This is a genomic window from Rhodoferax sp. (assembly GCF_037143375.1).
Lineage (GTDB): Bacteria > Pseudomonadota > Gammaproteobacteria > Burkholderiales > Burkholderiaceae_C > Rhodoferax.
The window spans coordinates 1-13,061 of record NZ_JBAWYV010000003.1; the positions used below are offsets into that span (position 1 = coordinate 1).

General features: G+C 59.2%; 13 protein-coding genes. 5 read left to right on the forward strand and 8 right to left on the reverse strand.

Annotation, left to right across the window (positions count from 1 at the left end):
• The 3 genes from WCG50_RS00750 to WCG50_RS00760 form a co-directional block, all read left to right on the forward strand.
• Positions 1 to 336: hypothetical protein (locus WCG50_RS00750; RefSeq protein WP_336897644.1), on the forward strand; the 336-nt coding region annotated here is incomplete at its 5' end.
• A 107-nt stretch (positions 337 to 443) separates the two neighbouring features.
• Positions 444 to 1,193, forward strand: coding sequence for a PhaM family polyhydroxyalkanoate granule multifunctional regulatory protein (locus WCG50_RS00755; protein WP_336897645.1), 750 nt, complete (start codon positions 444 to 446; stop codon positions 1,191 to 1,193).
• A 43-nt stretch (positions 1,194 to 1,236) separates the two neighbouring features.
• Entirely contained in the window at positions 1,237 to 2,514 is a 1,278-nt protein-coding gene (locus tag WCG50_RS00760; RefSeq protein WP_336897646.1) for an FIST C-terminal domain-containing protein, read from the forward strand.
• 57 nt (positions 2,515 to 2,571) lie between these two features.
• On the opposite strand, the gene tgt is transcribed toward WCG50_RS00760, so the two are convergent.
• From tgt to WCG50_RS00795, 7 genes are all read right to left on the reverse strand, one after another.
• Positions 2,572 to 3,759 (reverse strand): tRNA guanosine(34) transglycosylase Tgt, encoded by a 1,188-nt coding sequence (gene tgt / locus WCG50_RS00765; protein ID WP_336897647.1) that lies wholly within the window; start codon positions 3,757 to 3,759, stop codon positions 2,572 to 2,574.
• A 43-nt stretch (positions 3,760 to 3,802) separates the two neighbouring features.
• Positions 3,803 to 5,065 (reverse strand): HD domain-containing phosphohydrolase, encoded by a 1,263-nt coding sequence (locus tag WCG50_RS00770; RefSeq protein WP_336897648.1) that lies wholly within the window; start codon positions 5,063 to 5,065, stop codon positions 3,803 to 3,805.
• A 61-nt stretch (positions 5,066 to 5,126) separates the two neighbouring features.
• Positions 5,127 to 6,212 carry a tRNA preQ1(34) S-adenosylmethionine ribosyltransferase-isomerase QueA gene (queA, locus tag WCG50_RS00775; RefSeq protein ID WP_336897649.1) on the reverse strand — a complete coding sequence of 362 codons (1,086 nt, stop codon included), beginning with the start codon at positions 6,210 to 6,212 and terminating at the stop codon, positions 5,127 to 5,129.
• Positions 6,213 to 6,499: 287 nt separating this feature from the next.
• The gene (locus WCG50_RS00780; protein ID WP_336897650.1) at positions 6,500 to 7,138 is read right to left on the reverse strand and encodes a GNA1162 family protein; all 639 of its coding nucleotides are present in this window, start codon (positions 7,136 to 7,138) and stop codon (positions 6,500 to 6,502) included.
• Positions 7,135 to 7,500 (reverse strand): DUF4810 domain-containing protein, encoded by a 366-nt coding sequence (locus tag WCG50_RS00785; RefSeq protein ID WP_336897651.1) that lies wholly within the window; start codon positions 7,498 to 7,500, stop codon positions 7,135 to 7,137. Before WCG50_RS00785 ends, WCG50_RS00780 begins: the two co-directional genes overlap by 4 nt.
• 11 nt (positions 7,501 to 7,511) lie before the next feature.
• On the reverse strand, positions 7,512 to 7,847 hold the full coding sequence (locus WCG50_RS00790; protein ID WP_336897652.1) for a hypothetical protein: 336 nt from the start codon (positions 7,845 to 7,847) through the stop codon (positions 7,512 to 7,514).
• Positions 7,847 to 8,809 (reverse strand): CsgG/HfaB family protein, encoded by a 963-nt coding sequence (locus WCG50_RS00795; RefSeq protein ID WP_336897653.1) that lies wholly within the window; start codon positions 8,807 to 8,809, stop codon positions 7,847 to 7,849. Before WCG50_RS00795 ends, WCG50_RS00790 begins: the two co-directional genes overlap by 1 nt.
• 366 nt (positions 8,810 to 9,175) lie before the next feature.
• Between WCG50_RS00795 and recG the strand changes: the two genes are divergently transcribed.
• Entirely contained in the window at positions 9,176 to 11,365 is a 2,190-nt protein-coding gene (gene recG, locus WCG50_RS00800; RefSeq protein ID WP_336897654.1) for an ATP-dependent DNA helicase RecG, read from the forward strand.
• Positions 11,366 to 11,414: 49 nt separating this feature from the next.
• Here the strand turns inward: recG and WCG50_RS00805 are convergent, their stop codons facing one another.
• Positions 11,415 to 11,996 (reverse strand): c-type cytochrome, encoded by a 582-nt coding sequence (locus tag WCG50_RS00805; RefSeq protein ID WP_336897655.1) that lies wholly within the window; start codon positions 11,994 to 11,996, stop codon positions 11,415 to 11,417.
• 106 nt (positions 11,997 to 12,102) lie between these two features.
• On the opposite strand from WCG50_RS00805, the gene WCG50_RS00810 reads away from it, so the two are divergent.
• Positions 12,103 to 13,056, forward strand: coding sequence for a LysR substrate-binding domain-containing protein (locus tag WCG50_RS00810; RefSeq protein WP_336897656.1), 954 nt, complete (start codon positions 12,103 to 12,105; stop codon positions 13,054 to 13,056).
• Positions 13,057 to 13,061: the final 5 nt, after the last annotated feature.

The window sequence follows — 13,061 nt, forward strand, 5'->3', positions numbered from 1 at the left end:
CGCCCGGCGGCCTATGTGTTCACCACCACCTATTGCCCGACCTGCCCGGACGCTTTTGAGCAGTTGAATGCCGCAGTGCTGGCGTCGCATAAAAAGGTCGAGTTGGCCGCCGTGGTGATGGATGTGCAGGGCGAGCGCGCGCTGGCCCACGCCCACCATTACCAGGGCGCCACCCGAATTTATGCCTTCGAGGGCTTCGAGCCCGAAATACGGCAGTCGGTTGACCCCAAGTGGCGCAACGTCACGCCCTACGTGGTGCTGATCGGGCGCAGCGGAGTGGTTCAACGCTGCATCGGCGCGCCCGATGCGGCGATGCTGAAAGCCTGGCTGGACTGAGCAACTTCGCATAAACAGGGCCTAAACAGGGTGCCTGGACATCGATATTTGGTGCGCATTGGGGTAAGCTGTCATCGGTTTAATTTAGACAACCCCAAGGAGCAAATATGAGTGATTCACAGAACACTGGTTTCGGTAAATTCGTCCCCGGCTTTGACTTTCTTCAGAACCTGACCAAAGGGGCCGCCGACAAGCTGCCGCAAATGCCGAACCTGGCCAGCTGGATTGCTCCGACCCTGAGCGTCGAGGAACTGGATAAGCGCATTTCTGAACTCAAGACCGTGCATTTCTGGCTCGATCAAAATTCCAAAGCCCTGGGCGCCACCATTCAGGCGCTTGAAGTGCAAAAAATGACGCTCGCCACGCTCAAGGGCATGAACGTCAACATTGGCGATATGGCCAATATGTTCAAAATGAAGGCCGCGCCCGAAAGTGCTGCCCCTACCTCCAAGACTATTTCGGAACTGGCCGCTGAAGCAGAAGCCGCCGCCCACAAAGTGCGCGAAGCCAGCAAGGCAGCAGCCGCTGCCGCCGCTTCCGCTGCTGCGCCAGAGGCGGCCGAGGCCGTTGTTACGCCGACACCTCCGATGGTGGATCCGATGCTGCTCTGGGGTGCGCTCACGCAACAGTTTCAGAACATCGCCGCCAGCGCACTGAAAGAAGTCGGCGCCAATGCCGCGATGGACGCCACCAAAAACCTGGCCGCCGGCATGGCCAAGGACGCGGTTGAGGCGACCAAAAAAGTAGTGGCCAGCGTTGTCAAAACCAGCACCCCAGCCAAGCCAGCTGCCAAAGCTCCGGTGAAGGCGGCTGCCAAGCCAGCAGCCAAGCCGGCCGCTAAGAAAACAACCAAATAATCTGCCAAGCGCGGCAGGATCGACACAACGAGCGAGTTCGGTGATGAAGCTTTTTCCCTATGGCCATGCCACGCACCCCCAGTGGCGCATGGCGGCCGGTTTGGTGTTGGCACAACTGCGGGCCCAAATGGCCCTGCACGGCTACGCCAGCAACCCGACGCTGGCGCTGCTCTACATCACCGACCATTACGTGGGCCATGCCCAAGAGATATTGGATCACCTGAGCGCCGAGTTGCCTGAGGTCACCGACTGGTCGGGCACCGTGGGCATTGGCGTGGCGTCCAACAACGTTGAGTATTTTGACGAGCCCGCGATGGTCGTCATGCTGTGCGATATACCGCCAGACCAGTACCGGGTGTTCTCCGGTGTCGCGCCTTTGGGTTTGGGTTTTGAAGCCCACACCGCCCTGATTCATGCCGATGCTGAAACCCACGATGTGGCCGAATTGATCGAGGAAATGGCTTCACGCACGACCTCAGGCTATCTGTTTGGCGGCTTGTCGGCGAGTCGTTCCAAGTCGGTTCAGTTTGCCGTGGGCGGCAACGGCAACATCAGCGGGCAGGGCGCTGCCAGTGGCGTCTTTAGCGGTGGCCTGAGCGGTGTGGCCTTTGGCGACGGCGTGAACCTGGTGTCGCGCGTGACGCAGGGTTGTTTGCCGGTTTCCAAGGCGCACCGGGTGACCGAAGCCGACAACCATGTGGTGTTCGGACTGGACGGTGAAGCGGCGCTGGATGTGATGTTGCGCGAACTCAATGTGACGCTGGAGCAGCCCGAGCAAGCGCTCATGGCGGTGCGCGCCACGCTGGTGGGCGTGATGCAGTCGGCTGACAGCGGTGGCCTGGCCGGTGATGGCGTGGCCGTGAGCCGCACCGGCAACTTTGGCAGCGACGTGCTGGTGCGCCACATCATCGGGCTGGACCCGGCGCGCCGCGGTGTCGCCGTGGCGACCGAGCTGCACGAAGGCATGCAACTGGCCTTTTGCCAGCGCAATGCCAAGGCCGCCAAGGCCGATTTGATGCGGGTGTGCGCCGAAATTCGCGAAGAACTGGAACCGCAGGAATTGCCGGTAGAAACTGTGAGCGCGCTGCTGGCCTCGGAAGCTGACGCAGCCCCGCATCCGGCACGCGGCATTGCGGGGGCGATTTACGTGAGTTGCTCCGGCCGTGGTGGCCCGCACTTTGGCGGCCCCAGTGCCGAACTGCAAATCGTGCGCCGGGCGCTGGGTGATGTACCGCTGGTCGGCTTCTTTGCCAGTGGCGAAATCGCCCGTAATCACCTGTATGGCTACACCGGTGTACTCGCCGTATTTACAAGTAATTAGCCTCTAGCCCCCGTTCTGCTTGCGTGAGTAGCTATTTATTTAATAGCGATTCAGGGCTTAAACCCCGCGCGCCCGATCAGCCTTGAATTGCACCCGGAACGCGGCAAACGCGCCCACGTCAAGCGCGGCGCGCACTTCGGTCATCAGCGCCAGGTAGTAATGCAGGTTGTGAATGCTGGCCAGCATGGGGCCGAGCATTTCGCCGCAGCGGTCGAGGTGGTGCAGGTAGGCGCGGCTGAAACCGGCGCGACCGCCATCGGCCCACGACACGCCAGCGCTGCCGGCGCAGGCGTAGCAGGTGCAGGTGGCGTCCAGCGGTTGCTCGTCGAGCTTGTGGCGGGCGTTGCGGATTTTGAGGTCGCCAAAGCGGGTGAACAGGGTGCCGTTGCGGGCATTGCGGGTCGGCATGACGCAGTCAAACATGTCTACACCCTCACTCACGCCTTGCACCAGGTCTTCCGGCGTGCCAACCCCCATCAGGTAGCGCGGTTTGTGCGCCGGCAGGCGGTGCGGCGTGTGCGCCATGATGCGCAACATTTCGTCCTTGGGCTCGCCGACGCTCACGCCACCCACGGCGTAACCGGGGAAATCCATCGCCACCAGCTGCTCCAGCGACTCCTGGCGCAGGTGCTCAAACATGCCGCCTTGCACGATGCCAAACAGCGCGTTGGGGTTTTCCAGTTTGGTGAATTCGGTCTGGCAGCGCTTGGCCCAGCGCAAGCTCAGTTCCATCGAGTAGCGCGCCTCGGCTTCGGTGGTGAGCTGGCCTTTGGTTTTGGGCTCGACCGAAATATAGGGTGTGCATTCGTCAAACTGCATCACGATGTCGCTGTTGAGCACGGTCTGGATTTGCATCGAAATCTCGGGCGTCAAAAAGAGCTTGTCGCCGTTGACCGGGCTGGAGAATTTGACGCCTTCTTCGGCAATCTTGCGCATTTCGCCCAGGCTCCAGACCTGAAAACCACCGGAGTCGGTGAGGATCGGTTTGTCCCATTTTTCGAACTGGTGCAGGCCGCCAAATTGGGCCATCACGTCCAGCCCGGGGCGCATCCACAGGTGAAAGGTGTTGCCCAGAATGATTTGGGCACCCATGTCTTCGAGGCTGGTCGGCGTGACACCTTTGACGGTGCCGTAGGTGCCCACGGGCATGAAGATGGGGGTTTGCACCACACCGTGGTTGAGCGTGAGTTGGCCACGACGGGCGTGACTGGTGGGGTCGTTTTGGAGCAGTTCAAATTTCAGCATGGGCGCTATTGTCTTTCATGCGCCCGACCGGTCTGCCAACCCGTCACATCTCAAAATGCTGGCGCACGCGGTCTTCGAGCAGTTTTTTGGTGTCGATCTCAGAGCAACCGGCCAGACGATCAAAAATGTCGCGCGCCATCGGGCGAAACACCGCCATCACGGCCGGGTCGAAGTGGCTGCCGGTGTCTTTCTCCAGAATCGCCATGGCGGCATCGAACCCCATCGGTTCCTTGTAAGGGCGCTTGGAACAGAGGGCATCAAAAACGTCGGCAACAGCGAAGATGCGGGCTGACAGCGCAATGTCGTTGCCGGCGAGTTGGCGCGGGTAGCCCGAGCCATTCCACTTTTCGTGGTGCCCGGCCACCACCGCATTGGCGCCATCGAGCCAGCCCATGCCGGTGACGATTTCTTCGCCCTGCGCGACGTGGGTGCGCATGATGACGAACTCGGCCTCGTCCAGCTTGCCGGGTTTGAGCAGGATGGCGTCCGGGATGCCGATCTTGCCGACATCGTGCAAAAAGCTGCCGGCTATCAGGGCCTGCATGGCGCTGCCGGTGATGCCCATTTGTTCGGCCATGCTGGCGCTGATCCAGGCCACCCGGTAGTTGTGCGCGCCGGTGTCGGAGTCGCGCTTGGCAATGGCACGCCCAAGCGCTTCCATCATCGAGATGTGAGAGTCGAGCACTTCACGTGCCTTGCGCTCGTTGTCGGCTGACAAGCGCACCACCACCGGGTACAGCACCCCGCCGCACAACAAGGAGGCCAGGCAGACCATCAGGGCGACGCTCAAGGCGTTCGCGCGAATCTGCTCACTTTGCCATGCGGGCACCACCCGCACGCCTTCAAAATAGCCTGTGACGGGCAGGCGCAGGTCGGTGGCCGAATCGCGCAGCGGCACGAATACGCGCATGACCCAGAGATCGCCGGGGAGTTTCAAACTTTCGTAGGAGGCCGTCACGTAGTTGGGCGCGCCATGCTTGGGCACCGAAGACTCTACGGCTTGACCTTCCCGGGTCATCGACTCGGCCATTTTTTCACCTTGGCGGTCGTAGATTTCTGCGATGTCAAACAAACCCCCCACAATGGTCTTGGCTGCTTTGGTTGCGTGCTCAGTGGCATCGGGCCCGGTCAAATTGATGGCGTTATGCTGGTGCAGCAGGCGCCCGGACTCCTCCATGGCCAGCAAAACAATGCCTTCTTCAGCATGTTCTCGGGCCACGAACCAGGCCACAGGGCTGGCCAGCGAAGCCAGCAAGATGCTGACGGCGGCGATACGAATGGCGGTGCGCTTTTGGAACGGGTTCATTTCGTTTGATTACTCAAATAAACAAGTTTATCGTTCAAAGCGTTGTTTATTCGACGTTAAATCAACGTTCTGAACGTGCCAATAACATCGCATCGCCATAGCTGAAAAACCGGTATTCGGTGGCAATAGCGTGGCGGTACAGGTCCATGACGCGCTCGTAACCGGCAAACGCGCTCACCAGCATCATCAGACTCGACTTGGGCAGGTGAAAGTTGGTGACCAGCACGTCCACCACCTTGAACTCAAAGCCCGGCGTGATGAAAATCTGGGTGTCGCCGGTGGTTTGGCCCGTTTGCGCCCACGACTCCAGTGTGCGCACGGTGGTGGTGCCGACCGCAATGATGCGGCCACCCCGCGCCCGACACTGCTCAATCGCGTGCTGGGTGGCGCCAGGCACCTCGTACCACTCGCTGTGCATCTGGTGCTCGGCCAGATTTTCAGTTTTGACCGGCTGAAACGTGCCCGCGCCCACATGCAGCGTGACATGGGCGCGCTCCACGCCCATGGCATCGAGTGCGTCCAGCAGTGCATTGTCAAAATGCAGTGCAGCGGTCGGTGCCGCCACGGCGCCCGGGTTTTTGGCAAACACCGTCTGGTAGCGCGCGGCATCTTCGGCCGAGTCAGCGTGGGTGATGTACGGCGGCAACGGCACATGACCGTGCAGCGCCATCAAGGTGTGAGGGTCGTCGCCCGCATCGTTGGACAGCACAAAGCGGAACATCGCCCCTTCGTCATCCGGCCAGCGGCCCAGCAGCGTGGCGCGCAGGTTGTCGTGCGTGCCGGGTGCGCCGACCAATGCAACGGTGGTGCCGACCTCGGGTTTTTTGCTAACGCGCATGTGGGCCGCCACCTGGTTGCCGCCCAGCACGCGTTCGACCAGCAGTTCCAGTTTGCCGCCGGTGGGCTTTTCGCCAAACAAGCGGGCGTTGAGCACTTTGGTGTCATTGAAGATCACCAGATCGCCCCGGCGCAGCAAGCTCGGCAGTTCGCGAAAAATCCGGTCCGAGGGCGTGGCGTTGGTGCCGTCGAGCAGCCGGGAGCCGCTGCGCTCGGTGGCGGGGAATTGGGCAATCAGTGCTTCTGGCAGTATGAAGTCGAAGTCGCTCAAACAGTAAGTGCGAGCGGCGTTGGGCGTAGATATAGGCATAGTGCTTGAGGGTTGGACGAACCCGTACCAAGTTGGATAAAGACCGGGATTGTCGCAGTCTGGGGCGTGATTCGCCGACCATGAACGGGAAACGTGGCAGGTGACTATTGAAGGGATGCCGCCTTAAGTAAACAATTTCCCGAGTTGAATAGTTGTAAGCGTGCGCAGCACGTGAGACTGTTATTAATTTTAAAAAATAAAGCAGCTCAAAGGCTGCTTTATTAATTCAGAACTTGGGAGGACGTATCGAAATTGCCAATCACCAATTTTCTACCATTTTTATGGTGTCACTCTTTGGCTTTGAGGTAAGGTCCGTTGGGTATGGCGTTGGGCCCCAGTACAAAAACTTGCTGGTTGGCCTGTTGGGTCAACGGCATGTAGTTCGGCGCTGCCCGAGCCACGGCTGCATTGATGGCCGCAGTAATCAACATGGCAAGTGGATTTCCCGAATTGTTGTTTTGCGGGGCGTACTGCATTTTTTGGTTGGCCTTCCAGATTTCGGTGCCGTCTTTGGCCACCATCCGATAGTCAAATTCCACAGTCACGGTGGTCGTGATAAGGGCGTACTGGGCATCCCAGCGCTTGATCGTGACGTACAAAACCGCATCGGCACCAAACAAGTTGGCAAGCACCTCGGGTGGTTGGTTGTGGATTTGTTCACCCTCGTAAAAGCCTTCCTGTTCAAGGACAAACTTGGCGGTGTTCACCGGGAAAACGTAGAACCCTTTTTCGGCCAGCGGAATGGTCAAGGTCGACAGCAGGTAATTGGGCGCATCAACGTCCAGCGTTTTGTTGATGACTGGAACCACCAGAATCGAACGGGGCGCAGCCGTGTTGAAGGCACTCAGGTCTTTTTTGGCCGGCGCAGTCACACAACCCGTCAGCACAACGGCGAATAAACACAGCAGCAGTTTGATCATTTTCATGATTTCACCTCTTTCTTGACGATGGCACGCTTGCCAACGTTGTTGATCAGCGAGTCCATCAGTCCCTTGCTTTCCGGCCAGGCATCGCGTTCTTTGGTATACATCGCCACGGCCTTGGTCGCGTCACCTTCTTGAAGGTACAAGGTGCCCAGTTCTGCGTACAGACCCGGTGCCGTTTTTTGCTTGTTTTGTTCCATTTTCCCAATATGAAGCTCAAGACTCTGGCGGAGTTCCAGCGACTTTTCGGGGTTCTTGTACGACTGGTAAAGCATGCCGTCATAGCCGCCCCACTGGTACAGACCGCCGCGATTGGCGCAACCAGTCATCAGCAGACCGCATACCAGAAGCAGAAATAATTTCATGTGTTGAGTTCTCATTTGACGTTGAACGGGCGAGCCACGCCGTCTCCCAGGTAAGCGCGTTCATTTAGCAGCACCTCAGCGCCACTGACAACCTGAACCGCGTGCGTGCCAGACAAGACCCGCAAGGCGCCTTTGCCATCCATGAAGTCGCCCAGGCGACCCGAGTCGAGGCCATTGACCAGTACGCGCGCTTCGTTCATGCGTGCATCGGTCGGGTCAAAGCGGAATGAAATTTGCGGACGCAAGTCCACCACGCTTTGCTTCTCCGTGGGAAACTGAACACAGCCCACGAGACCCGTCAGGGCGAGCGTCAGCAGTCCAGCAGTCAGATATTTTTGGGTAACCATTAGGAAGCCTCCTTGACACGAATGACCAACTGTTCAATTTTGAAACCCTGAATCGAGCCACTCACGAGACTCCCGACGGAACCCTCAGTCGCTTCGGAGTCGCCAAAGTTAGCGTCGATGCGCAGTTGAGCAATTTCACGACCTGGCAAAGAGATTTCAAACCCGGTTTGCGGTGACTTGATCTTGGCTCCCAGCGTTTGCACTGAGAAGACCATTCCCGGCCGCAGGCCTTGTGATTTGCCGCCAGCAACAAAGTACTGGTTTTGCTCGGCAGACAGGAAGAAGGTTTGCCATGGCCGCCCTGCCATCTCGGTGGAAAGACGGTTCACCGCCTCGGAAATGGCTTGCCGGATGGCCGAGTCATTCAGCGTGCCGTCATAAGACGCTTGTGAGCCGAATCCGAAGGTGGACGCCGATTCGGTCGACGATTCGCCTGCGCCTGAGGTGGCAAAGAACACTTGTCCAGTGGTGACGTCGACCACGCGCAAATCTACTTTGGCAAAGGCCACTTGTTTTTTGCTGGAAGAGACAAAGCCGGACTGCCCCACCGTCTTGCGGCCAAATTCGGTCAGAGAACCAATAATCAGCGCATCCACGCCAATGATGTTCAGCTTCGCGCCAGTGAGGGCGCTTTCGTCCTTGAGCTTGCCGATGTCAGGACGCTCAAATACGACGTAGGCGCCGGATTCGGTCAGGGACTTGCTGAGCAAATCGGTTACCTGTTTGCCCAGAGGGTCGCCCGCTGAGTCGCGCAATAGCGAGCGACCAAATGACGTTTCATTGGTGATGCGGCCGAGAGCGATTTTTCGTTTTAGCGTGGGCTTGACCGGCGCCGCTGCGACCACTGTGAGCTGGGCGGTTTTTTGGGCTGCGGTGGATTGCGGAGACTCTTTAATTGAAACGGGCGGCGTTTGTACGGCACACCCCGTAAAAAGTGCTGAGGCCGTGATGGCAGTGGCCATCCATCTGGTTTTGACGAAGCTTTGCTTGGCTAAAGTGACCATTGAGAAGATTCCCTTGGTTTTATTTTGGGTTGTTCTTGAGCGTTGTCAATTGACGTCGCTACGAAATAGGGCTGGTTAATGGATGCCAATCCATCACCGGTGATCGTAAGATCTAAAGCATGAAATTGATATCCCCCAAACGGGGGATATTGAAGAATAGATTTGAAATTTCGATAATCCAATATTCGGATCGTGGGCGTAGCGCACGTTCGATCAACATGGCAGCCTAGAAGTTGTTCGAGTCTGGCTACAACTCGGGCCGGCGCTTGACATGCGACTCTGGAGCTTTTTGAATCAGCCAACCAGACCGGGCAAAATCATCAAATGCCATCCCTACCCGCTAACCCACCCGCTAAACCCCTGACCGGCCCCCAAAAAGCCTTAAGCAAACTCGGTTTGGTGCGGGCGATTGACCTGGCGCTGCACCTGCCGCTGCGATACGAGGACGAAACCCGGCTCGTCAAATTGGCCGACGTGCGCGAAGGCGAGGTGGCCCAGATTGAGGGCGTGGTGACCCACTGCGAGGTCAAGATCACGGGCCACCGCCAGTTGCTGGTGACGCTTGACGATGGCACGGAGACCTGCATGCTGCGCTTTTTCAGCTTCTACCCGACGCAGCAAAAGGCGCTGGCCGTGGGCAACGTCATTCGGGCGCGGGGTGAGATTCGGGGCGGGTTCATGGGCTTGACGATGATGCACCCGGCGTTCCGACCCGCAGGCGGTGAGCTGGCGAGCGCGTTGACGCCTGTTTACCCGACGGTGGCCGGTTTGCCGCAAGCCTACCTGCGCCGGGCGGTGCAGGGCGGCTTGGCGCGGGCTGAGTTGTCAGACACGGTGTTGGCTGAAGATTTATATAAAATAGGCTTGCAGCCCTCGTGGATCCTACGTGAGGCGCTATATTTTTTGCATAACCCGACGCCCGATGTGGCGCTCGCCACGCTGGAAGACCACAGCCACCCGGCCTGGCAGCGCCTGAAAGCCGAGGAACTGTTAGCGCAGCAACTGTCGCAATTGCAGGCCAAGCGCGAGCGCGACAAGTTGCGGGCGCCGGTGCTGGCGCCGAAGCCAGCGCAGAGTCAGTCTGCGTCCTTGATCAAGGCTGTTGCCGATTTAACTGTTCGTCCTGAGCCGGTTGTTGGGCTTGGCCCTTTGCACGAGCGTTTGCTCGCCGCGCTTCCGTTTCAACTCACCGCCGCCCAACGCCGCGTCAGTGCCGAAATCATGCGCGACCTACACAAGCCGGTGCCGATGCACCGCCTGCTGCAAGGCGATGTGGGCTCAGGCAAAACGGTGGTGGCGGCGCTGGCAGCGGCCATTTGCATTGACACCGGTTGGCAGTGCGCCCTGATGGCGCCGACCGAGATTCTGGCGACGCAGCACTTTGCCAAGCTGGTGAGTTGGCTGGAGCCGCTGGGCATCAAGACCGCCTGGCTCACCGGCAGTCAGAAGACCAAGGAGCGGCGCGAGATGCTGGCGCTGATTGCCAGCGGCGAGGCCGGGTTGGTGGTGGGCACGCACGCCATCATTCAGGACAAAGTGGTGTTCAAAAACCTGGCGCTGGCCATCATCGACGAGCAGCACCGCTTTGGCGTGGCGCAGCGGCTGGCGCTGCGCAGCAAGTTGACGGCACCTACGGACGACTCTCCAGCCCTGCTGGAGCCACACCTCTTGATGATGACCGCGACCCCGATACCGCGCACGCTGGCCATGAGTTATTACGCCGATCTGGATGTGTCGACCATTGACGAATTGCCGCCCGGGCGCACGCCCATCATCACCAAGGTGGTGAACGATTCTCGGCGCGATGAAGTGATTGAACGCATTCGCGCCCAGCTGACCGAGGGGCGGCAAATCTACTGGGTGTGTCCGCTGATTGAAGAAAGCGAAGCGCTGGATTTGACCAATGCTACCGAAACCCACGCCCAGTTGAGCGCGGCGCTGGCCGGCTGTGTCGGGCCGACAGGCGTGCCGCTGCAAATCGGGTTGCTGCACTCGCGTATGCCGGTGGCCGAGAAGAAGGCGGTGATGGCCTTGTTCACCAGCGGTCAGATGGGCGTGCTGGTCAGCACCACGGTGATTGAAGTCGGCGTCGATGTGCCCAACGCTTCGCTGATGGTGATTGAGCACGCCGAGCGTTTTGGCCTGAGTCAGTTGCATCAGTTGCGTGGCAGGGTCGGGCGTGGAGCGGCGGCGTCGGCCTGCGTGCTGCTGTATTCCACCGGTGATGCGCCGCGCTTGAGTGAGACCGCACGCGCACGCCTGAAAGCCATGGCCGAGACCAACGATGGTTTCGAGATTGCCCGGCGTGATTTGGAGATTCGCGGCCCCGGAGAGTTTTTGGGTGCGCGCCAATCGGGCGCGGCGATGCTGCGTTTTGCCGATCTGGAAACCGATGGTGACTTGCTGGACTGGGCGCGCCGCTTGGCGCCTGTCATGCTGGACCGCCACCCGGCGCTGGCTGAAAAACACGTGCAGCGCTGGCTCGGTACAAAATCTGAGTATTTAAAGGCCTAGCCCCCGTATTTACTGTGGGAACAGCTATTTAGTTTGTAGCAAATTCTCACTATAACTGAGATAAATAATCCGCCACCGCCTTGGTTTCCAGTTCCGTCAGGCGCGAGGCCACAAGGTGCATGACGGCGTTGTCGTTGGTACGTGCACGCAGGTTGAAGTCTTTCAACTGGCCCATCAGGTAGCGTGAGTTTTGGCCTGCCAAGCGCGGCAGGGCGGTCGTGCCGTGGGCGTTGTCGCCGTGGCAACTGGCACACGCCGGCAGGGCGGACCAGCTGTTGCCCTTCTTGTAAATGTATTGGCCGACGGGCAGCAAATCTTCGTCTGAAACCCGGTTGACCTTGGCCGGTTTGGCTGCAAAAAAAGCGGCCAGTTCGCTGATGTTGTTCTCGGATAAATCTGCGACTTGGGGTGCCATGACATCGCTGACCCGTTTGCCGGCCTTGAAATCGTGCAACTGCTTGGCGATGTACTGCGGGTTTTGCGATGCCAGCGAGGGGAAAATCGGGGAGGTGGATTGCCCCATGGCCCCGTGGCAGGTCGAGCAACGGGTGGCCACCAGCTCAGCGGCAGTTTGCTCCACGGCAAAAACGGATCCACTGAGAAGGGCGATGGCGATCCAGTGTTGTTTCATATGTATCTCCAGAGTGTGAAGGCCAAAATCTCGGCCATCAGGACAAATATCTTACCCATGGCAACGGGACTTTGCACGTGCGGCGCTCAGGTAGGACAATAGCGCCATGACTCTCACTGAACTCAAATACATCGTGGCGGTGGCCCGGGAACGCCATTTTGGCAAGGCGGCCGAGGCTTGCTTTGTGTCGCAACCAACGCTGTCGGTGGCCGTTAAAAAGCTCGAAGAGGAGCTGGAGGTCAAGCTCTTCGAGCGCAGCGCCAACGAGGTGTCGGTCACGCATCTGGGCGAAGAAATCGTGCGCCAGGCGCAGAGTGTGCTGGAGCAGGCCGCCGCTATCCGTGAGATTGCCAAGCGTGGCAAAGACCCGTTGGCCGGGCCGCTCACGCTCGGCGTGATCTACACCATCGGACCGTATTTATTGCCCGATCTTGTGCGTCAGATGATCACGCACACGCCCCAAATGCCGCTCATTTTGCAAGAAAACTTCACCGTCAAGCTGCTCGAAATGCTGCGCACAGGGGAGATTGACTGCGCGATTCTGGCTGAGCCTTTTCCGGATACCGGCTTCGCCATTGCGCCGCTGTACGACGAACCGTTTCTGGCGGCCGTGCCCACCAACCACGCGCTGGCCGCGCAAGACCATATCAGCACCGAAGAACTCAAACGCGAAACTATGCTGCTGCTGGGCACGGGTCACTGTTTTCGGGACCATGTGCTGGAGGTGTGTCCGGAGTTCGCCCGTTTTTCAAGCAACGCCGAAGGCATTCGCAAAAGTTTTGAAGGCTCGTCGCTGGAAACCATCAAGCACATGGTGGCCGCCGGCATGGGTGTGACGCTGGTGCCGCGCTTGAGCGTGCCCAAGGAAGCGTTTGCCGCCAAGCCCAAACGCAAGCGCGACGAAGACCCGTACATCAAATACCTGCCCTTTGTGGGCGATCCGCCGACGCGTCGCGTGGTGCTGGCGTGGCGGCGCAGCTTTACCCGCTACGAGGCGATTGCCGCGCTGCGCAACGCCATTTACGCCTGCGAGTTGCCGGGCGTGCAACGTTTGTCCTGAACAGG

Excerpts from the sequence above, each read along its gene's own strand:
- WCG50_RS00795 (WP_336897653.1), bottom strand. The coding sequence starts at position 8,809 with ATGGCCACTGCCATCACGGCCTCAGCACTTTTTACGGGGTGTGCCGTA.
- WCG50_RS00805 (WP_336897655.1), bottom strand. The coding sequence starts at position 11,996 with ATGAAACAACACTGGATCGCCATCGCCCTTCTCAGTGGATCCGTTTTT.
- WCG50_RS00780 (WP_336897650.1), bottom strand. The coding sequence starts at position 7,138 with ATGAAAATGATCAAACTGCTGCTGTGTTTATTCGCCGTTGTGCTGACG.
- WCG50_RS00755 (WP_336897645.1), top strand. The coding sequence starts at position 444 with ATGAGTGATTCACAGAACACTGGTTTCGGTAAATTCGTCCCCGGCTTT.
- WCG50_RS00760 (WP_336897646.1), top strand. The coding sequence starts at position 1,237 with ATGAAGCTTTTTCCCTATGGCCATGCCACGCACCCCCAGTGGCGCATG.
- WCG50_RS00810 (WP_336897656.1), top strand. The coding sequence starts at position 12,103 with ATGACTCTCACTGAACTCAAATACATCGTGGCGGTGGCCCGGGAACGC.
- WCG50_RS00790 (WP_336897652.1), bottom strand. The coding sequence starts at position 7,847 with ATGGTTACCCAAAAATATCTGACTGCTGGACTGCTGACGCTCGCCCTG.
- WCG50_RS00770 (WP_336897648.1), bottom strand. The coding sequence starts at position 5,065 with ATGAACCCGTTCCAAAAGCGCACCGCCATTCGTATCGCCGCCGTCAGC.
- recG (WP_336897654.1), top strand. The coding sequence starts at position 9,176 with ATGCCATCCCTACCCGCTAACCCACCCGCTAAACCCCTGACCGGCCCC.
- tgt (WP_336897647.1), bottom strand. The coding sequence starts at position 3,759 with ATGCTGAAATTTGAACTGCTCCAAAACGACCCCACCAGTCACGCCCGT.
- queA (WP_336897649.1), bottom strand. The coding sequence starts at position 6,212 with ATGCCTATATCTACGCCCAACGCCGCTCGCACTTACTGTTTGAGCGAC.
- WCG50_RS00785 (WP_336897651.1), bottom strand. The coding sequence starts at position 7,500 with ATGAAATTATTTCTGCTTCTGGTATGCGGTCTGCTGATGACTGGTTGC.